General features: G+C 65.7%; 17 protein-coding genes. 16 read left to right on the top strand and 1 reads right to left on the bottom strand.

What is annotated here, in order from left to right:
* Window positions 1-36: 36 nt before the first annotated feature.
* From DXK21_RS03020 to DXK21_RS03005, 4 genes are read left to right on the top strand one after another with little or no spacing between them, the layout of a single operon-like run.
* The gene (locus tag DXK21_RS03020) at window positions 37-303 is read left to right on the top strand and encodes a DUF1467 family protein (protein WP_114816304.1); all 267 of its coding nucleotides are present in this window, start codon (window positions 37-39) and stop codon (window positions 301-303) included.
* A gap of 58 nt (window positions 304-361) precedes the next feature.
* On the top strand, window positions 362-1678 hold the full coding sequence (proS, locus tag DXK21_RS03015; protein WP_114816303.1) for a proline--tRNA ligase: 1317 nt from the start codon (window positions 362-364) through the stop codon (window positions 1676-1678).
* Window positions 1675-2985, top strand: a complete 1311-nt coding sequence (locus DXK21_RS03010) for a lipoprotein-releasing ABC transporter permease subunit (protein WP_114816302.1) — start codon at window positions 1675-1677, stop codon at window positions 2983-2985. The genes proS and DXK21_RS03010 overlap by 4 nt, the downstream gene beginning before the upstream one ends.
* Window positions 2978-3694, top strand: a complete 717-nt coding sequence (locus DXK21_RS03005) for an ABC transporter ATP-binding protein (protein ID WP_245945078.1) — start codon at window positions 2978-2980, stop codon at window positions 3692-3694. The genes DXK21_RS03010 and DXK21_RS03005 overlap by 8 nt, the downstream gene beginning before the upstream one ends.
* A 31-nt stretch (window positions 3695-3725) precedes the next feature.
* On the opposite strand, the gene msrA is transcribed toward DXK21_RS03005, so the two are convergent.
* Window positions 3726-4358, bottom strand: coding sequence for a peptide-methionine (S)-S-oxide reductase MsrA (gene msrA / locus DXK21_RS03000; RefSeq protein ID WP_114816301.1), 633 nt, complete (start codon window positions 4356-4358; stop codon window positions 3726-3728).
* Between the two features lie 317 nt (window positions 4359-4675).
* Here msrA and dnaE point away from each other — a divergent pair, with 317 nt between their 5' ends.
* The 12 genes from dnaE (at window position 4676) to bamA (ending at window position 18936) form a co-directional block, all read left to right on the top strand.
* A complete protein-coding gene (gene dnaE, locus DXK21_RS02995; protein WP_114816300.1) occupies window positions 4676-8131 on the top strand; it encodes a DNA polymerase III subunit alpha in 3456 nt (1151 codons plus the stop codon).
* Entirely contained in the window at window positions 8131-8544 is a 414-nt protein-coding gene (locus DXK21_RS02990) for a DUF3224 domain-containing protein (RefSeq protein WP_245945077.1), read from the top strand. The genes dnaE and DXK21_RS02990 overlap by 1 nt, the downstream gene beginning before the upstream one ends.
* 21 nt (window positions 8545-8565) lie before the next feature.
* The gene (locus DXK21_RS02985; RefSeq protein ID WP_342766887.1) at window positions 8566-8910 is read left to right on the top strand and encodes a GFA family protein; all 345 of its coding nucleotides are present in this window, start codon (window positions 8566-8568) and stop codon (window positions 8908-8910) included.
* 164 nt (window positions 8911-9074) lie between these two features.
* Window positions 9075-9923: a 30S ribosomal protein S2 gene (gene rpsB / locus DXK21_RS02980; RefSeq protein WP_114816298.1), complete on the top strand. Its 849-nt coding sequence runs from the start codon at window positions 9075-9077 to the stop codon at window positions 9921-9923.
* Between the two features lie 100 nt (window positions 9924-10023).
* On the top strand, window positions 10024-10965 hold the full coding sequence (gene tsf / locus DXK21_RS02975; RefSeq protein WP_114816297.1) for a translation elongation factor Ts: 942 nt from the start codon (window positions 10024-10026) through the stop codon (window positions 10963-10965).
* A 139-nt stretch (window positions 10966-11104) separates the two neighbouring features.
* Window positions 11105-11842 carry a UMP kinase gene (gene pyrH, locus DXK21_RS02970; RefSeq protein ID WP_114816347.1) on the top strand — a complete coding sequence of 246 codons (738 nt, stop codon included), beginning with the start codon at window positions 11105-11107 and terminating at the stop codon, window positions 11840-11842.
* 39 nt (window positions 11843-11881) lie between these two features.
* A complete protein-coding gene (gene frr / locus DXK21_RS02965) occupies window positions 11882-12439 on the top strand; it encodes a ribosome recycling factor (protein WP_114816296.1) in 558 nt (185 codons plus the stop codon).
* A 30-nt stretch (window positions 12440-12469) separates the two neighbouring features.
* Window positions 12470-13234, top strand: a complete 765-nt coding sequence (gene uppS, locus DXK21_RS02960; protein ID WP_114816295.1) for a polyprenyl diphosphate synthase — start codon at window positions 12470-12472, stop codon at window positions 13232-13234.
* A complete protein-coding gene (locus tag DXK21_RS02955; protein WP_114816294.1) occupies window positions 13234-14052 on the top strand; it encodes a phosphatidate cytidylyltransferase in 819 nt (272 codons plus the stop codon). The genes uppS and DXK21_RS02955 overlap by 1 nt, the downstream gene beginning before the upstream one ends.
* Window positions 14049-15245 carry a 1-deoxy-D-xylulose-5-phosphate reductoisomerase gene (gene dxr, locus DXK21_RS02950; protein ID WP_114816293.1) on the top strand — a complete coding sequence of 399 codons (1197 nt, stop codon included), beginning with the start codon at window positions 14049-14051 and terminating at the stop codon, window positions 15243-15245. Before DXK21_RS02955 ends, dxr begins: the two co-directional genes overlap by 4 nt.
* A gap of 23 nt (window positions 15246-15268) precedes the next feature.
* Window positions 15269-16486, top strand: coding sequence for a M50 family metallopeptidase (locus DXK21_RS02945; protein WP_114816292.1), 1218 nt, complete (start codon window positions 15269-15271; stop codon window positions 16484-16486).
* 53 nt (window positions 16487-16539) lie between these two features.
* Window positions 16540-18936, top strand: a complete 2397-nt coding sequence (bamA, locus tag DXK21_RS02940; protein WP_245945076.1) for an outer membrane protein assembly factor BamA — start codon at window positions 16540-16542, stop codon at window positions 18934-18936.
* Window positions 18937-18947 lie beyond the last annotated feature (11 nt).

Below are 18947 nucleotides of genomic sequence, written 5' to 3'. Positions count from 1 at the left end.
GCGAAGGGCGCACGAACCGATGGATGGAATGCCCCGATGCCTCTTGGCCCCTTCACCCTGGTGGCGCTGTATCTGACCTCGTGGTGGATCGTGCTGTTCACGATCCTGCCGTTGGGCTCGTCCAAGCAGGTCGAGACGCCGCCGACCGACGGCAGCCAGTGGGGCGCGCCCGCTAATCCCCAGCTGAAGAAGAAGTTCATCACCACGACCTGGGTGTCGGCCATCGTCTGGGCCTTCATCGTCTTCATCGTCTCGACGGGGTGGATGCCGCTGCCGGACTTTTCGCGCGGACCTGCGCTCTAGCTTTCGCCCCATTCGCCCGGTTAACCTCGGGCCAGACTGATTTTGCAGAGATTCTCACATGCGCCTGTCGCGCTACTTCCTGCCGACCCTCAAAGAAGCCCCTTCCGACGCCCAGATCGTGTCGCACCAGCTGATGCTGCGCGCGGGCATGATCAAACAGGAGGCCGCCGGCATCTACGCCTGGCTGCCGCTGGGCCTGCGCGTCCTGCGCAAGATCGAAGGCATCGTGCGTCAGGAGCAGGAGCGGGCAGGGGCGGTCGAACTGCTGATGCCGACGCTGCAACTGGCCGACCTGTGGCGTGAGTCCGGGCGTTACGACGCCTACGGTCCCGAGATGCTGCGCATCGCCGACCGTCATGAGCGCGAACTGCTGTACGGACCGACCAACGAGGAAATGGTCACGGATATCTTCCGGGCCTATGTGAAGTCGTACAAGGCCCTGCCGCTGAACCTCTTCCACATCCAGTGGAAGTTCCGCGACGAGCGCCGTCCGCGGTTCGGCGTCATGCGCGGCCGCGAGTTCCTGATGAAGGACGCCTATTCCTTCGATCTGGACGAGGCCTCGGCCCGCATCGCCTACAAGCGGATGTTCGCCGCCTACCTGAACACCTTCTCGCGTCTGGGCCTGAAGGCCGTGCCGATGCGCGCCGACACCGGCCCCATCGGCGGCGACCTGAGCCACGAGTTCATCGTTCTGGCCGAGACCGGCGAGAGCGAGGTCTTCTGCGACCGCAAGCTGGTCGAGATGGACGCGCCGGGCCACAACCTCAGCGTCGAACAACTGGAAGGCGTCTTCAACGAGCGCACGGCTCTCTACGCCGCGACCGAGGAAATGCACGACGCGGCCCAGTTCGAGAGCCAGACCGCCGAGGGCGACCGCCTGTCGGCGCGCGGCATCGAGGTCGGCCACATCTTCTACTTCGGCACGAAATACTCGGCCCCGATGAAGGCCAAGGTCGCCGGACCGGACGGTCAGGACACCGAGGTCCACATGGGCAGCTACGGCGTCGGCGTGTCGCGTCTGATGGGCGCCATCATCGAGGCCAGCCACGACGCCGGCGGCATCATCTGGCCGGACTCGGTCGCCCCGTTCGACGTGGTGGTGATCAACCTGCGCGCCAACGACGAAGCCGTGTCGGCCGCCTGTGAAGACGCCGTGGCCAAGCTCGAAGCCCTGGGCAAGGACGTCCTCTACGACGACACCGACGAGCGTCCCGGCGGCAAGTTCGCCACCGCCGACCTGATCGGCGTGCCGTGGCAACTGACCATCGGCCCCAAGGGCCTGGCTGACGGCGTGGTTGAACTGAAACGCCGCGCCACCGGCGAGAAGCAAACCCTGCCGCTGGACGCTGCCCTGGAGCTGCTGACGCAATGACCGACGCCGCGACGGCCTCCGCGCCGCCTGCCGTAAAGCCCGCCGGTCCCTTCTCCGCCTGGGAGATCGGACTGGCCCTTCGCTACCTGCGCGCCAAGCGCAAGGAGGGCGGGGTCGCCCTGATCGCCATCATCAGCTTCATCGGCATCATGCTGGCCGTGGCGGTGCTGATCAGCGTGATGAGCATCATGGCCGGCTTCCGCAGCGAACTGCTGGGGCGGATGCTGTCGTTCAACGGGCATATGTATGTCCAGGGGCCGGTGCTGACCTCGCCCGACCGCGACGCGACGGTGAAGCGGATCAGCGACGTCCCCGGCGTCGTCTCGGTGACGCCGCTGACGGAATCCCCCGCCATGTTCCGTGCGGGCGGTCAGATGACCGGCGGCGTCGTGCGCGGCGTGAGGCCTCAGGATCTGGCCTCTACCAAGTTCGTCTATGACAGCCTGACGCCTGAGATGCGGGCCTCCTTCGGCCAAGGCGCCTATGGCGGCGACAATATCCTGATCGGCAAGGCTCTGGCCGACCAGATGGGGCTAACCGTGGGCAGCGCCCTGTCCATCTATTCGCCGACCGGGGCCGACAGCGCCTTCGGCAACCTCGGCGGGCTGGAAAAGACCTACCGCGTCGGCGGCATCTTCAGCTCCGGCACCGCCGACTACGACCGCGCCTTCATCTTCATGCCGCTGGAACAGGCCCAGCTCTTCTTCGGCAAGGAGGGCGTCTGGGACGTCATCGAGATGAAGGTGGCCGAGCCCGATCAGGTCGAAACCCTGCTGGCGCCTGTGCAGCAGGCCGCCGGTCCCGGCAGCATCGTCAGCGACTGGCGCACCCGCCTGGCCGCCTTCTGGGGCGCGCTGAAGGTCGAGCGTGTGGCCATGAGCATCATCCTGGGCCTGGTCGTGGCCATCGCCGCCATGAACATCATCAGCGGCATCGTCATGCTGGTGAAGAACAAGACCCGCGATATCGCCATCCTGCGCACCGTGGGGGCCAGTCCCTCGTCGATCCTGCGCATCTTCTTCATCTCCGGCGCCGCTATCGGCATTGGCGGCACCATCGCCGGTCTGGTGCTGGGCCTGCTGTTCTGCCTGAACATCGGCGCGATCCAGCACTTCATCGAAGGCATCACCGGGGTGCAGCTGTTCAACGCCGACGTCTATATGCTGGACGCCATTCCGGCCCTGGTCGATCCGTGGGACGTGACCTGGGTCGCGGTCTTCTCCTTCTTCATGAGCTGCCTCGCCAGCCTGCCGCCGTCGTGGAACGCGTCGCGGATCGACCCGGTGGAGGCCCTGCGCTTTGAATAGTCCGCTGAACACCACGCCGACGCTGCGCCTGCGCGGCATCACCCGCACCTATCCGACCGCTTCCGGCGGCCTGACGGTGTTGAAGGGCGTCGATCTGGACATCATGCCGGGCGAGGTTGTCGGCCTGATCGGACCTTCGGGTTCGGGCAAGTCGAGCCTGCTGCACGCCGCCGGCCTGTTGGAGCGCCCGACCAGCGGTCAGGTCATGATCGACGGCGAGGACGTCGGCGGTCTGGACGAGCGGGCGCGCACGCGTCTGCGCTTGTCGCGGATCGGTTTCGTCTATCAATTCCACCACCTGCTGCCGGAATTTGATGCACGGGACAACGTCGCCCTGCCGATGCGCATCGCTGGTCATTCCGAGGCTGAAGCCCGCCGCCGGGCCGAGGCCCTGCTGACCAGCCTGGGTCTGGGCGAGCGCTTCCTGCACCAGCCCGCACAACTGTCGGGCGGCGAACAGCAACGCGTCGCCATCGCCCGCTCACTGGCCAACAGCCCGCGCCTGCTGCTGGCCGATGAACCCACCGGCAACCTTGACCCGACCAACAGTCACGCGGTGTTCGAGAGCTTGCGCCAACTGGCCAAGACCACGGGCGTCGCCGCCCTGATCGCCACCCACAACATGGAGCTGGCCGGTCACATGGACCGCGTCTTCGCCCTGAAGGACGGCCATCTGGAAGAACGCGCCGCCGAGGCCCAAGCCTACTGAGGCCAGCCGATTGAGGTCTTGCGCCTGCTGATCAGCCCACGGCGGCGTCGCCCCACAGGGCGCGCAGCCTGACGCTGCGACGGCAACCCACGCGATAGCTTTCATATTGGGCGGGCCGTCGCCGGGCGTAGTCCTGATGCTCGGCGCCGGCGGGCCAGAAACGCATGGCGGGATAGACCGGGGTGGTGAAGCGCGAACCCTTGGCGCCCAGCGCGGCCTGAGCCGCTCGGCGAGACGCCTGTGCGACCGCCGTCTGGGCCTCTGTGGCATAGACCGCCGTGACATAGGACGGGCCCTGATCGCAGAACTGGCCGGTCTGATCGGTGGGGTCGATAGTGCGCCAGTAGCGATCGACTAGCGTGCGATAGCTGACGACGGCGGGATCAAACGTCACCTCCACGGCCTCGCGATAGCCGGTCCCGCCTCGGATCACCTGCTCATAGGTCGGGTTGGGCCGCGTGCCGCCGACGAAGCCCGACACCGCCGAGCGCACGCCGGGCAGGCCGTCGAACGCCTTTTCGCTGGACCAGAAACAGCCGCCGGCGAAGACCGCCGTCTGATAGCCGGGCGGGGCGGGCTCCAGCGGCGCGGCGCTGGCGGGCGCTTCGCTGGGCGAGCAGGCCGCCGTCAGGATCAGGCCGATCAGAGGCAGAAGGCGCGACATAGGACACTCCCGGTCATTCTCTTCAGCATACGCGCAAGCCGGGAAGACGGATGGCTGTGCGCGTTCAAGGGCGCTTGCAATGAGAACAAAGCGGGAATATAGAACGTTTCAGGAACACGCTAACTGGGGATAAGCCGATGTCGCGTTGGGTGAGGGATATGCTGTCGCTTGCGTCGTGCGGCGGCTTCGTCTGGATGATCTGGCAGGCGTCTTTCCTGGTGACGTGATCGCCGCATCGACTCCCTGCATGATCAAACTTCGGCCGCGCGGCGGTCGGATATGAGAGGTCCCGGTTTTCGGGATCAGCGGAGTTGGTATTGGCGGAAACGGCGAACAGTCAGGGTTTTGTCCATCTGCGGGTCCGCAGCGCCTATTCCCTGCTGGAAGGGGCGATCAAGGCCAGCAAGATCGGCAAGATGGCGGCGGACGCCGGCATGCCCGCCGTCGCCGTGGCCGACCGCGCCAACCTGTTCGGCGCTCTGGAATTCAGCCAGACCGCCAAGGACGCGGGCGTCCAGCCCATCGTCGCCTGCGCCTTGCCTGTGCTGGGCATCGGCGGCCAGGTCGCCGAGCGTTGGGCCAAGACCTCGACCGTGGTCCTGCTGGTCCAGAACGAGCAGGGCTGGCTCAACCTCTGCGCCCTGTCGTCCGCCGCCTATCTCGACGCCGGTGAGATGTCGGAGCCTGGCGTGCCCTGGGGACTGGTTGTGGATAAGTCCGAGGGGCTGATCCTCCTTTCGGGCGGTCCCGACGGCCCGATCGACCCTCTGTTCGTCCAGAACAAGCGCGATGACGCCATATCTTCTCTCGAAGAGATGAAGCGCGTCTTCGGTGATCGTTTCTATGTAGAGTTGCAACGCCACGGTCTGCCGCAGGAGCCGGTCGCCGAGCGTGGCCTGGTCGACTGGGCCTACGCCAACGACGTGCCTTTGGTCGCCACCAACGACGTCTATTATGCCAAGGCGGCGCAGGCGAAGTCGCACGACGCCTTGCTCTGCATTTCCGACGGCGCCTTCACCGGCCAGGAAGACCGGCGCCGCATCACCGGGGAACATTGGTTCAAGACGGCGGAGGCCATGCGCCAGCTGTTCGCGGACCTGCCCGAGGCTTGCGACAACACCATCGACATCGCGCGCCGCTGCGCCTTCCTGGTGCCCACGCGGGCGCCCATCCTGCCGCGCTTCGACACCGGCGCCGGTCGTTCCGAGCCCGACGAACTGGCGCACCAGGCGCGCGAGGGGCTGAAGGCCCGTCTGCAACAGGTCACGCCCGCCGCGCCGGAAGAAGAATACTGGACCCGCCTCGAATGGGAGGTCGGGATCATTCAGCAGATGGGCTTCCCCGGCTACTTCCTGATCGTGGCCGACTTCATCAAATGGGCCAAGCTGCACGGAATTCCGGTCGGACCGGGGCGGGGTTCCGGCGCCGGCTCTCTGGTGGCCTGGTCGCTGACCATCACCGATCTGGACCCCTTGCGGTTCGGCCTGCTGTTCGAGCGCTTCCTGAACCCCGAACGCGTCTCCATGCCCGACTTCGACATCGACTTCTGCCAGGAGCGGCGGGAAGAGGTGATCGACTATGTGCAGGACCACTACGGCAAGGACCGGGTGGCCCAGATCATCACCTTCGGTACGCTTCAGGCACGCGCCGTGCTGCGCGACGTCGGGCGGGTGCTGCAGATGCCGCTGGGTCAGGTGGACCGCCTCTGCAAGATGGTGCCGAACAACCCGGCCAACCCCGTCACTCTGGCGCAAGCGATTGATCTGGAGCCGCGGCTGAAGGAGGCGCGCGACGCTGAGCCGGCGGTACGCACCCTGTTGGAGACGGCGCTGGAGCTGGAGGGGCTGTACCGCAACGCCTCGACCCACGCCGCCGGCATCGTCATCGGCGATCGGCCGCTGACCGAACTGGTGCCGCTGTATCAGGACCCGCGCTCGACCATCCCGGCCAGCCAGTTCAACATGAAGTGGGTCGAGCCGGCGGGCCTGGTCAAGTTCGACTTCCTGGGCCTGAAGACCCTGACGGTGCTGGACCGGGCGCGGGAGTATCTGGAGCGGCGCGGCGCGGCGCCGGAATGGAACCTGCTGCCGCTGGACGACGCAAAGACCTATGAACTGATGGCCTCGGGTCAGACGGTCGGGGTCTTCCAGCTGGAATCCCAGGGGATGCGCGACACCCTGCGCAAGATGCGCTGCGGCTCCATCGAAGAAATCACCGCCCTGATCTCCCTCTATCGGCCCGGGCCGATGGAGATGATCGACACCTATATCGACCGGAAGTTCGGCCGGGCCGAGGTGGACTATCTGCACCCGTCCCTGACCGAGGTCCTGACTGAGACCTACGGCGTCATCATCTATCAGGAACAGGTGATGAAGATCGCCCAGGTCCTGGCGGGCTACAGCCTGGGCGAAGCCGACCTTCTGCGCCGCGCCATGGGCAAGAAGAAGAAGGAGGAGATGGATTTCCAGCGCCTTCGCTTCGTCAAGGGCGCCTCGGAAAAGAACGTCCCCGAGGCTCAGTCCGGCTCCATCTTCGACCTGGTGGCCAAGTTCGCGGGCTACGGTTTCAACAAGTCGCACGCCGCCGCCTATGCGCTGATCTCGTTCCAGACGGGCTGGCTGAAGGCCAATCACCCGGTCGAGTTCTTCGCCGCCTCGATGAGCCTCGACCTGTCGAACACCGACAAGCTGGCGGTCTTCTATCAGGACTGCCGCCGCTTCGAGGTGCCGGTCCTGGCCCCGGACATCAACCGTTCCTCGGCGGACTTCGACGTCCAGTGGAAGGACGGGCAGGGCAGCGTCCTTTATGCTTTGGGCGCTATCCGCAACGTCGGCCTGGAGGCGATGAAGCATGTCGTCGAGGTGCGCGAGGCGGGCGGACCCTTCGCCGACCTCTTCGACTTCCTGGAACGGGTCGATCCCAAGGCGGTCAACAAGCGGGCGCTCGAAGGTCTGGCCAAGGCCGGCGCCTTTGACAGCCTCAACCCCAACCGCCGCCAGCTGTTCGAACAGGCCGACATCCTGATCGCCTATTGCCAGAGCGTGGCTGCAGAGCGCGCCTCGTCGCAGGTCAGCCTGTTCGGCGCGGATCAGGCGGGCGCCTCACGGCCGCGTCTGCGCAGCGTCGAGCCCTGGGCCGGGCCGGACAAGCTGGATCAGGAACTTTCGGCGGTCGGATTCTATCTGTCGGGCCACCCGCTGGAGGATCTGACGCCCGCGCTGAAGCGCAAGCGCGTGACCTTTGTGGCCGAGGCGCAAGGCTTGGCGGAGGCCGGGCATGAAGCCTTCCTGATGGCCGGCGTCGTGCGTCGTCGTCAGGAACGGGCCAGCGCCAAGAGCGGTGAGAAGTTCGCCTTCGTCACCTTCTCGGACCCGACGGGCGAGTTCGAATGCCTGTTCCCGCCGGAACAGCTGCGGCGGTGCCGTGATATCCTCGAGGTCGGGACCTCGGTTCTGGTCAAGGTGCGGGCCAAGTCGGCGGACGGCGAGGTGCGCTTCTTCGGCGACGACGCCAGCCGGATGGAGACCCTGCTGGACGACACCCAGATCGGGCTGCGCGTCGTCCTGTCGGCGCAGACGGCGGACGCCGAGGCGCTGAAGGCGCGGCTGGACCGGGCGCGGGCTCAGGGCAAGGGCGGCGAGGTCTGGTTGCAGGCGACCCTAGGCGGTCGCACCGAGGTCGAGATCAAGCTGCCGGGCCGCTATCGTCTCGACGCCGCCCTGCGCGGGGCGCTGAAGTCGGCTCCGGGTGTGGTGATGCTGGAGGACGCCTGATGGACGAGGGGCTGGTCATGAAGAATGCACGCGGGACATTTGAGGTCGTCATCACTCCGGTCCAGCCGGCGGAGGGCGCCGCGTCGGACGCGCCGGGACGCATGCTTCTGGCCAAGACCTTTCATGGCGACCTGATCGGAACCGCCGCCGGCGAAATGCTGGCGACGATGAGCCCGGAGCGGTCCGGCGCCTATGTGGCGCTCGACCGGGTTCGCGGCGTCATCGACGGTCGCGAAGGGGCCTTCACCCTGGTGCATCGCGGTCTGATGGACCGGGGCGCGCAGGAGCTGCTGATCACCATCGTGCCGGGATCGGGGGCTGGGGACCTGGCGGGGATCGCCGGGGTCTTTCATCTGACGATCAAGGACGGCGTTCATCACTACGATCTGGAATACAGTCTGCCGACATCTTGAGGGAGGAGAGCGAACCTGACCGTGCATAAGGGGTCCTGCCACTGCGGCGCAGTGGCCTATGAGGTCGAGGTCGGGCTGGAGGGCCTGATCGAGTGCAACTGTTCGCACTGCTATCGAAAGGGCTTCGTTCTGGCTTTCGCGCCGCGCGCAGCCTTCCGCCAGACGGCGGGCGAGGACGCCACCACCTCCTACTTCTTCAACCAGCACAAGATCGATCACCGCTTCTGCAAGACCTGCGGGGTTCAGCCCTTCGGCTATGGCGTGGCGCCGGACGGGTCGGAGGTCGCAGCGATCAATGTGCGGACGCTGACCGATGTGGAGCCCTGGAGCTGGACGGCGACGCGCGTGGACGGGCGCAGCTTCTGACTGATTGGCTTGCCTTTTCCGAACAATCCGCCTAGAGAGCGCGCGCACTTCGCACGTGGGCGTGGCGCGGCCCGGGGAGACATCCCGGCCTGCACCGTTCCGAGGGACCGCAGGTCCTTTTACTCGCCCACGCTAGGTTTGATCGGAAAAAGGACACCACGATCATGGCACTGCCAGAATTCTCGATGCGTACGCTGCTGGAAGCCGGCGCTCACTTCGGTCACCAGACGCACCGCTGGAACCCGAAGATGGACCGCTACATCTTCGGCTCGCGCTCGAACATCCACATCATCGACCTGTCGCAGACGATGCCGCTGTTCCACCAGGCTCTGGTGGCTGTGCGTGACGTCGCCGCCAAGGGCGGTCGCGTTCTGTTCGTCGGCACCAAGCGTCAGGCTGCCGGCCCGGTGGCTGAAGCCGCCACGCGCTGCGCCCAGTACTACATGAACAACCGCTGGCTCGGCGGCACGCTGACCAACTGGCGCACCGTCTCGGGCTCGATCGCCCGCCTGCGCGAGCTGGAAACCGTTCTGGCCACCGGCGGCGAAGGCCGCGTCAAGAAAGAGCTGCTGAACCTGCAGCGCGAGAAGGACAAGCTGGAACTGTCGCTGGGCGGCATCAAGGACATGGGTTCGATCCCGGACATCATGTTCGTGATCGACACCAACAAGGAAGCGATCGCGATCCAGGAAGCCCGCAAGCTGAACATCCCGATCATCGCCATCCTGGACACCAACTCGGACCCGGACGGCATCACCTATCCGGTCCCGGGCAACGACGACGCCGCCCGCGCCATCCAGACCTACTGCGACCTGATCGCCGACGCCGTCCTGGACGGCCTGGCCGCCGGCGCTTCGGCCTCGGGCATCGACCTGGGCGCTTCGGAAGCTCCGGTTGAACCCATGCTGCGTGAAGCCGCTGCTGCTCCGGTTGAAGCTGAAGCCGCCCCGGCCGGTACGGAAGCTGTGGCTGAAGAACTGCTCGCGACGACTGAAGAAAAGGTCGAGGGCTAAGGCGCTCTCGGGGCCCGATCGGTGATCGGGCCTACGCCAAACTGACATGCGGCCGGGCTATCCATGCCCGGCCGCTCATTTGAATTTTCAGGAGAAGAACATGGCCGAGATCACTGCCGCCCTCGTGAAGGACCTTCGCGAGCGTTCGGGCGTCGGCATGATGGACTGCAAGAAGGCGCTGGTGGAAACCAACGGCGACATCGACGCAGCTATCGACTGGCTGCGCGCCAAGGGTCTGTCCAAGGCCGCCAAGAAGGCCGACCGCGTCGCCGCTGAAGGTGTTGTCGCCGTCGCCACGCGTGAAGACGGCGAGGGCGAAGTCGCCGCCGCCATCGAGTTCAACGCGGAAACCGACTTCGTCGCCCGCAACGACCTGTTCCAAACCGCCGCCAAGCAGTTCGCTGCCCTGGCGCTGCACCATGACGGCGTCGAAGCCATCAGCGGCGCGACGCTGGAAAGCGGCCGCACCGTTCAGGACGAAGTGACCCAGCTGATCGCCACCATCGGCGAGAACATGCAACTGCGTCGCGCGGCCCGTCTGGCCGTGTCGCAGGGCGTCGTGTCGTCCTACGTCCACAATGCTGTTTCGCCGGGCGTCGGCCGCATCGGCGTTCTGGTGGCTCTGGAAGGCGAGGGCGACAAGGCTGCTCTGCGCGAACTGGGCCGCAAGATCGCCATGCACGTCGCCGCCACGGCGCCGCTGTCGCTGAACACCGACGACCTGGACCCCGCCGCCATCGAGAAGGAACGCTCTGTTCTGACCGAAAAGGCCAAGGAAGAAGGTCGCCCGGAAGCCATGATCGCCAAGATCGTGGAAGGCCAGATCAACAAGTTCCAGAAGGACGTGGTGCTGACCAAGCAGCCGTTCGTCATGGACCCTGACGTGACCATCGAGCAGCTGGTCGTGAACTCGGCCAAGGAACTGGGCTCCTCGAACCTCAAGCTGGCCGGCTTCGTCCGTCTGGCCCTGGGTGAAGGCGTCGAGAAGGTCGAGAGCCCTGACTTCGCCGCTGAAGTCGCCTCGATGACGGGCGGCAACTAACACCGAAGTTTCTTCCTGAAAGGGAAGAATTTTCAAAAGGGCGCGTTCGGCTTTGATGGCCGGCGCGCCCTTCGTCTATGATGAACCGCCGATTCACCTCGCGCGGATGCCTAACCCCAGTATCCACGGACCCATACCCATGCCCGACGCCCCCTCCGAGTTTCGTTACAAGCGCGTCCTGCTCAAGGTCTCGGGCGAGGTCCTGATGGGCGATCAGTCCTATGGCATCGACATGAAGACGGTCGATGTCGTGGCGGCGGCTGTGGCCCAGGTGGCGCGCGAAGGCGTCGAGATCTGCCTGGTCATCGGCGGCGGCAACATCTTCCGTGGCCTGTCCAAGGCCGCCGAGGGCATGGATCGCGCCAACGCCGACTACATGGGCATGCTGGCGACCATCATGAACGCCCTGGCCATGCAGGGTGCGCTCGAGAAGATCGGCGTCGATACGCGGGTCCAGAGCGCCATTCCCATGGCCGCCATCGCAGAACCCTACATCCGCCGCCGCGCCATGCGGCATCTGGAAAAGGGACGGGTGGTGATCTTCGCCGCCGGCGTGGGCGCACCCTTTTTCACGACCGACTCAGGCGCCGCCCTGCGCGCGGCTGAAATGGGTTGCGACGCCCTGCTGAAGGGGACCAGCGTGGACGGCGTCTATACCGCCGACCCCAAGAAGGACGCGACGGCGACCCGCTACGATACGCTGACCTATCAGGAGGTTCTGGCCAAGGACCTGCGCGTCATGGACGCCTCGGCCATCGCCCTGATGCGCGACAGCGATATCCCGATCGTGGTCTTCTCGATCCGCGAGGAAGACTCGCTGCGCAAGACCCTGCGCGGCGAAGGCACTTTCACCGTCATCACCAACAAGGCCGCGTAAGCGGCTCTCGACCCGAACGACAGACCAAGGAAAACCACCATGGCCAAGCCCGACCTCAAGACCTATCGCGACCGCATGGAAAAGGCGGTCGCCTCGCTGAAGGAAGACTTCGCGGGTCTGCGCACCGGCCGGGCCAACTCGGGTCTGTTGGACCCGGTTCAGGTTGACGCCTATGGCTCGACCTCGCCGTTGAACGCCGTGGCCGCTATCAGCGTGCCTGAGCCGCGCATGATCTCGGTCAGCGTCTGGGACAAGGGCATGGTCGGGCCGGTCGAGAAGGCCATTCGCGCCGCCGGTCTGGGCCTGAACCCGATCGTTGACGGTCAGACCCTGCGCATCCCGGTGCCGCCGCTGACCGAAGAGCGCCGCAAGGACCTGGTCAAGCTGGCCGGCAAGTACGCCGAGCAGCAGAAGATCGCCGTGCGCAACGTGCGTCGTGACGCCAACGACGACCTGAAAAAGGCCGAAAAGGCCACCGAGATCAGCCAGGACGAGCAGAAGAAGATGGAAGCCGAGGTCCAGAAGGACACGGACGCCGCCATCAAGAAGATCGACGAGGCCTTGAAGGTCAAGGAAGTCGAGATCATGCAGGTCTGACGCAAGCCAGCGTCGGGAGGGACCCAAGCAATGTCGGCCGAGACCGTCGCCACCGGGCCTGAAAAGGGGCCACGTCACGTCGCCCTGATCATGGACGGCAACGGTCGCTGGGCCGAGCGTCGCGGTCTGCCGCGCGTCATGGGGCACCGTGAGGGGGTTCAGGCTCTGCGGCGCACGATCAAGGCGGCCCCGGACTTCGGCATTCGCTGCCTGACGGTGTTCGGTTTCTCGACCGAGAATTGGAGCCGCCCGGCGGACGAGGTGTCGGACCTGATGGGGTTGGTGCGAGCGTTCGTCGGCAGCGACCTCAAGCGGCTGGACGAGGCGGGCGTGCGTATACGCATCCTGGGGCGCCGCAAGGGCCTGCCCAGCGACATCGCCGCCATCGTCGATCGCGCCGAAGCCCAGACCGCCCACAACACCCGATTCCTTTTGCAGGTGGCGTTCAACTATGGCGGGCGGGCTGATCTGGTGGATGCGGCCCAGCGGCTGGTCGATCAGGCGCGCGCCGGACAGTTCGAGGGCGAAGTGACCGAGGACGACCTCGGGGCCGGCCTATCGACGGCGGGGGCGCCGCCGGTGGACCTGATCGTGCGAACTTCGGGCGAGCAGCGTCTATCCAACTTCCTGTTGTGGGAAGCGGCCTACGCGGAACTGGTGTTTCAGGACATTCTTTGGCCGGATTACGGCGCCGAGGCTCTGGCCGAGGCGGTGTCCCTCTATGGTAATCGCGAGCGGCGATATGGCGGGCGCGACGTCCTGTCAGACGCCGAGGCGAAGACGGCGGTAGGTTGATGGCGTTGAAGATCGGTGACATCGGCCTGAGAGCGGCCTCGGCCGTAGTGCTCGCGCCGGCGGCCGTGCTGGCCACCTGGGCCGGCGGCGGCTGGTTCTGCGCCCTGGTCGTCGCGGCCTGCGGTCTTTTGGCGTTCGAGTGGGCGCGGATGAGCGCGCCGCGCTTCTGGCGTTCGGTCGGGGCGGCAGTCGCGCTGGCGCTGATCGTCGCCGTGGTCGCGGCCCACGTCGGCCAGATGTCGCTGGCGCTGATCCTGCTGGTCTTCGGCGCTCTGGCGGCGGGCCTGTTCGCCCGTTCGCGCGGGGCCGAGGCGCTGGATGCGGCCTATGGGGTTCTCTACCTCGGTTGGCCCTGTGTCCTGCTGATCTGGCTGCGTGACCTGAACGACGCGCAGGGTCTGTACTGGACCGTTCTGGTCTTCGCCGTGGCCTGGGCGTCCGACATTCTGGCCTATCTGGTCGGCAGCGCCGTCGGCGGGCCCAAGCTGTGGCCGCGTTTTTCGCCGAACAAGACCTGGTCCGGCTTCATCGGCGGCCTGATCGCCGGGATGATTGCGGGCGCCGCCATGGCGGGCTGGCTGGAGATGGGGCGTCTGAATGTCTTCTGGGGCGGCGTGCTGGGCTTGGCGGCGGCTTTGGCCACCATGGCCGGCGACCTGTGGGAGTCGGCGCTGAAGCGTCGCTTCGGGGTCAAGGACGCGGGGAACATCATTCCGGGCCACGGCGGTCTGCTGGACCGGGTCGACGGCCTGATGTTCGCCGTCGTGGTCGTGGCGGCGGGACGCGTGATCGTCCTGATGCTGGGGCAGGGCGCGTGATCACCCGCAAGATCAGCGTGCTGGGTTCAACCGGCTCAGTCGGCGCCTCGACCCTGGACCTCATGGACCAGGCCGAGACGGCCGGTTCTGGGGCGTTTCAGGTCGAGGTCCTGACCGGCGGCGCCAATATCGCCCGCCTGGCTGAGCAGTCGCGTCGCTGGCGGCCCAGGATGGCGGTAACGGCGGACCCCGCGCGCCTGTCGGAACTACGCGATGCCCTGGCCGGAACCGGCGTCGAGGCGGCGGCGGGGCCTGACGCCATCGTCGAGGCCGCGACGCGGCCTGTGGACTGGGTCATGGCCTCCATCGTCGGTTCGGCGGGCCTGCGCTCGGCCTGGGCCGCCGCCGCCACCGGCGCGACCCTGGCTCTGGCCAACAAGGAAAGCCTGGTCTGCTGCGGCCCGGCCCTGATCGAACGGGTCAAGCGCAGCGGCGGTAAGCTGATCCCGGTCGATTCCGAACACTCCGCCATCTTCCAGGTCTTTCCGGCTGAGGCGCCGGAGCAGGTGTCGAAGCTGGTGCTGACCGCCTCGGGCGGCCCTTTCCGCACCCTGCCGAGCGAGGCCATGGGCCGGATCACCCCGGAGCAGGCGGTGGCGCACCCGAACTGGAGCATGGGCGCCAAGATCTCGGTAGACAGCGCCACCATGGCCAACAAGGGTCTGGAGCTGATCGAGGCGGCCTATCTGTTCGCCATGAGCGGCGACCAGATCGACGTCGTCGTCCACCCCGAATCAATCATCCACAGCCTTGTGGAATATGTGGATGGTTCGACCCTGGCCCAGATGGGGCCGCCCGACATGAAGACCCCCATCGCCTGCGCCCTGGCCTGGCCTGACCGACTGGCCTGGCCCGCGCCGAAGCTGGACCTAGCGGCGCTGGGCCGTCTGACGTTTGAGGCGCCCGACATGACGCGCTTCCCGGCCTTGCGTCTGGCGCGCGAAGCCCTGGCGGCGGGGGGCGTGGCGCCCATTGTTTTCAACGCGGCCAACGAAGTCGCGGCCCTGGCCTTCCTTGACCGTCGGCTGGGCTTTCTCAATATTGCCGCAGTCGTCGCCGACACCTTGGAGCGTGCGACGAATTCGGGGGTGGGTTCCGGTTCCGACGACGCCTGTGACGCGGCCCTGGCCGTTGACGCAGCGGCCCGACGGATTGCGAACGACATCATCGCCTCGCTCGCAATTGCAGCCTGAGGGCGACAGGAGACATGACTGGGATGCTAGGTGTTCTTGGGCAAGCCCTGATCTATGTCGTGCCGTTCCTTCTGGTGCTGACGCTGGTCGTCACGGTCCATGAACTGGGCCACTTTTTGACCGCGCGCGCCTTTGGCGTGAAGATGGAGCGTTTCTCCATCGGCTTTGGCCGCGCCATCTTCCAGCGTACCGACAAGCGCGGCGTCGAATGGCGTCTGGGGTGGCTGCCGCTGGGCGGCTACGTCAAATTCGCCGGCGATCTGGATGCGACAGGCGTGCCGGACAAGGTGGGGCTTGAGGCCCTCAAGAAGGATCTGATCGCCGCCCACGGGGCGGGCGCAGAAAAAGATTATCTGTATTTCAAGCCCTTGTGGCAGCGCGCTCTGGTCGTTGCGGGCGGTCCCCTGGCCAACTTCGTGCTGGCGATCTTTATCTTCACCCTGCTCTTCAGCCTGGTCGGAGTCGAACTTCGCCCCGCCCGGGTCATGCAGGTTCAACCCGACTCGCCGGCCGCAGTCGCCGGTTTCCTGCCGGGCGACCTGATCACCCGCGTCAACGGCAAGCTGATCGCCGACGGCGGCGAGGTGACGCAGGTCGTGGCGCTCAGCAGCGGTGATCCTGTCCAGTTCACGGTCGAGCGTGCGGGCGCCGACGTGCAACTGACCGCCACCCCGGAACGCAAGATCGAAGAGAACCCCATCGCTGGACGGGTCTCGGTCGGCCGTATTGGTCTCGCCCTGGGCTCCAGCCGCGATGAAGTGCGTCACGTGCGTTATGGACCGATCGCCGCCGTGGGCCGTGGATTCCAGGAAACGGGCAACATCCTCAGCACCACCTTCACCTATATCGGCCGCATCTTCTCCGGCCGCGAATCGGGCGACCAGTTCAGCGGACCGCTTGGAATCGCCAAGGCTTCGGGCGCTCTGACCAACGCGGCGGTGGCGGCCAATCCTGATCCTCTGGCCATGGCGGGAAATCTCCTGCTGACGTTGACCAGCTTCGCCGCCATACTTTCGGTCGGAATCGGCTTTCTTAATCTGCTGCCCGTTCCGGTGCTGGATGGGGGGCATCTGATGTTTTACGCCTATGAGGCGGTGGCGCGTCGGCCTGTCGCCGCTCAGGTTCAGGAGGCGGGATATCGCGTCGGCCTTGCTTTGCTGGCCAGTTTAATGTTGTTCGCGACCTGGAACGACCTGCAGAAACTCAATCTCTTCAAATTCCTCGGCGGGCTCGTCTCGTGAGCCGACGCCAGCCCCCGATGGTTCCCCGAATGATTCAGAACGACAGTCGCCTCATGATCCGAACCCGTGGCCGTATCCTTGGACCCAGCGCCCTGGCGCTGGCCGTCGCCGCCGGCTTGGCCGGTCCGGCTCTGGCGCAGACCGCGCCCGCTGCGGCCGGGGCCGCGCCGCAGGACCCGCAGGTCGTCGTCGCCGCACCGGCTGAGGAGCGCGCGGTCGTCAATCGCATCCTCGTGCGCGGCAATCAGCGCATCGATCAGACCACGGTTCTGTCCTATCTGCCGATCCAGCCGGGCGACACCATCGACGCCGCGACCATCGACGTCGCGGTTCGCACCCTGTCGCGCACCGGCCTGTTCGCCAACGTGCAACTGGGCCTTCAGCCGAACGGCGATCTGGTGGTCGAGATCGCGGAAAACCCGATCATCAACCAGGTGACGTTCGAGGGGAACAAGGCGCTTACCGAGAAGAAGCTGACGGACGAGGTCACGATCAAGCCGCGCGGCATCTATACCCGCGCCCGCGTTCAGGAAGACGTCGGCAAGATCATCGAGCTGTATCGCCTGTCGGGCCGCATCTCGGCCACGGTGACGCCCAAACTGGTCCAGTTGGAGCAGAACCGCGTCGATGTCGTCTTCGAGATCGACGAAGGCCCTGAAACCGGCGTCGCCGCCATCACCTTCCTGGGCAATACGGCCTTCTCGGACAGCGACCTGCGCGATGTCATGGTCACCAAGGAGACGACTTGGTGGCGCCTGTTCAGCTCGAACGACAACTACGACCCCAACCGTCTGGATTACGACCGCGAGCAACTGCGGAAATTCTATACGAACCGCGGCTATTACGACTTCCGCATCCTGTCGTCCGTGGCGGAACTGAAGCCCGACAACAGCGCCTTCGGCATGACGATCACCCTGGAAGAGGGCGACCGTTACAATTTCGGAGAGGTCAAGGTCGTTACCGAGAACGACCGCCTGAACGCCGACTTCCTGCAGCGCCTGCTGCCGATCCGTTCGGGCGACCTGTACGAAAGTGATCGCATCGAAAGCGCGGTCGACGCCCTGACCTTCGCGGCGGGTTCGGCTGGCTATGCCTTCGTTGAAATCAATCCGAGCTACCGCGCCAACCCGGAAACCGACACGGTCGACGTGACCTTCAACCTGAAGGAAGGCCAACGCGTCTACATCGACCGGATCAACGTCGTGGGGAACACCCGCACGCTGGATTCGGTCATTCGGCGCGAACTGATGGTCGGCGAGGGCGACGCCTTCAACCGTAGTCTGGTCGAGCGGTCGCGCAATAATCTCCGCGCTCTGGGCTTCTTCAAGGACGTCAAGATCGAGGAAACGCGCGGCAGCGCGCCCGACCGCACGGTCGTGAACGTCACCGTGGAAGAGCAACCGACCGGCGAACTGTCTGTCGGCGCAGGTTTCAGCTCGGTCGACTCCTTCGTGCTGAACCTGGGCATCACCGAGCGCAACTTCCGCGGTCGCGGCCAGAACGTCGTGGCCCGCGCCGAGTGGGGTTCGCTGCGTCAGCAGATCGACTTCCGCTTCACCGAGCCCAAGTTCCTGGGGCGTGACCTGCGTGCAGGTTTCGACCTGTTCCACACGCGATATGATCTGAGCGAGTATTCGTCCTATGACTATCGCTCGACGGGCGGCGGCTTGCGTCTCAGCTACCCGCTGAACGGCTACTCGCTGTTCAGCGTCCGCTACTTCCTGAAGAACGACGAAGTCATCATTCCCAGCGGCTATTGCAGCGGGACGGGTTCGTCCGCCCTGTGCGATCAGGCCGGCGCCTTCATCAACTCGTCGGCGGGCTATACGCTGATGGTTGATCGCCGTAACGATCCCGTTCGCCCGACGCGCGGTTGGTCGGCCTCGGTGCGTCAGGACCTCGCGGGCATCGGCGGCGACGTCAACTATCTCAAGACCGAGGCCGACGCCTCCTGGTATTACGGCATCACCCCGGCCTGGGTGGTTAGTGTCCAGGGTTCGACCGGCTATGTGTCTGGCTGGAACGGCGATCCCATTCGGATCAACGACCGCTTCTTCAAGGGCGGCAACACCTTCCGCGGCTTCGAAACCGCCGGCATGGGCGCGCGCGACCTGACCACGACCGATGCTCTCGGCGGCAACTTCTACGCCATCGGCACGGTTGAACTGACGGTGCCGAACTATCTGCCCGACGAATACGGCATCAAGACTTCGTTGTTCGCCGATGTCGGCACTCTGGGCCTGCTGGATGACCGCTATACGGTGAACTCCGTCACTGGCCTGCCCAATCCGAACATCGTCGACAATCTGGCTCTGCGAGCCGCTGCCGGCCTTAGCATCCACTGGCGCTCGCCGATGGGGCCGATCCGTTTCGACCTGTCCAAGGTTCTGTCGAAGGAAGACTACGACAAGACCGAGACCTTCCGCTTCTCCACTTCGACCCAGTTCTAACCGCAGCCTTC

Source organism: Brevundimonas bullata (assembly GCF_003350205.1).
Lineage (GTDB): Bacteria > Pseudomonadota > Alphaproteobacteria > Caulobacterales > Caulobacteraceae > Brevundimonas > Brevundimonas bullata.
This window is presented reverse-complemented; position numbering and strand designations above follow the sequence as displayed.

Excerpts from the sequence above, each read along its gene's own strand:
- DXK21_RS03020 (WP_114816304.1), top strand. The coding sequence starts at position 37 with ATGCCTCTTGGCCCCTTCACCCTGGTGGCGCTGTATCTGACCTCGTGG.
- proS (WP_114816303.1), top strand. The coding sequence starts at position 362 with ATGCGCCTGTCGCGCTACTTCCTGCCGACCCTCAAAGAAGCCCCTTCC.
- DXK21_RS03010 (WP_114816302.1), top strand. The coding sequence starts at position 1,675 with ATGACCGACGCCGCGACGGCCTCCGCGCCGCCTGCCGTAAAGCCCGCC.
- msrA (WP_114816301.1), bottom strand. The coding sequence starts at position 4,358 with ATGTCGCGCCTTCTGCCTCTGATCGGCCTGATCCTGACGGCGGCCTGC.
- DXK21_RS02990 (WP_245945077.1), top strand. The coding sequence starts at position 8,131 with ATGGACGAGGGGCTGGTCATGAAGAATGCACGCGGGACATTTGAGGTC.
- rpsB (WP_114816298.1), top strand. The coding sequence starts at position 9,075 with ATGGCACTGCCAGAATTCTCGATGCGTACGCTGCTGGAAGCCGGCGCT.
- tsf (WP_114816297.1), top strand. The coding sequence starts at position 10,024 with ATGGCCGAGATCACTGCCGCCCTCGTGAAGGACCTTCGCGAGCGTTCG.
- pyrH (WP_114816347.1), top strand. The coding sequence starts at position 11,105 with ATGCCCGACGCCCCCTCCGAGTTTCGTTACAAGCGCGTCCTGCTCAAG.
- frr (WP_114816296.1), top strand. The coding sequence starts at position 11,882 with ATGGCCAAGCCCGACCTCAAGACCTATCGCGACCGCATGGAAAAGGCG.
- uppS (WP_114816295.1), top strand. The coding sequence starts at position 12,470 with ATGTCGGCCGAGACCGTCGCCACCGGGCCTGAAAAGGGGCCACGTCAC.
- DXK21_RS02955 (WP_114816294.1), top strand. The coding sequence starts at position 13,234 with ATGGCGTTGAAGATCGGTGACATCGGCCTGAGAGCGGCCTCGGCCGTA.
- DXK21_RS02945 (WP_114816292.1), top strand. The coding sequence starts at position 15,269 with ATGCTAGGTGTTCTTGGGCAAGCCCTGATCTATGTCGTGCCGTTCCTT.
- bamA (WP_245945076.1), top strand. The coding sequence starts at position 16,540 with ATGATCCGAACCCGTGGCCGTATCCTTGGACCCAGCGCCCTGGCGCTG.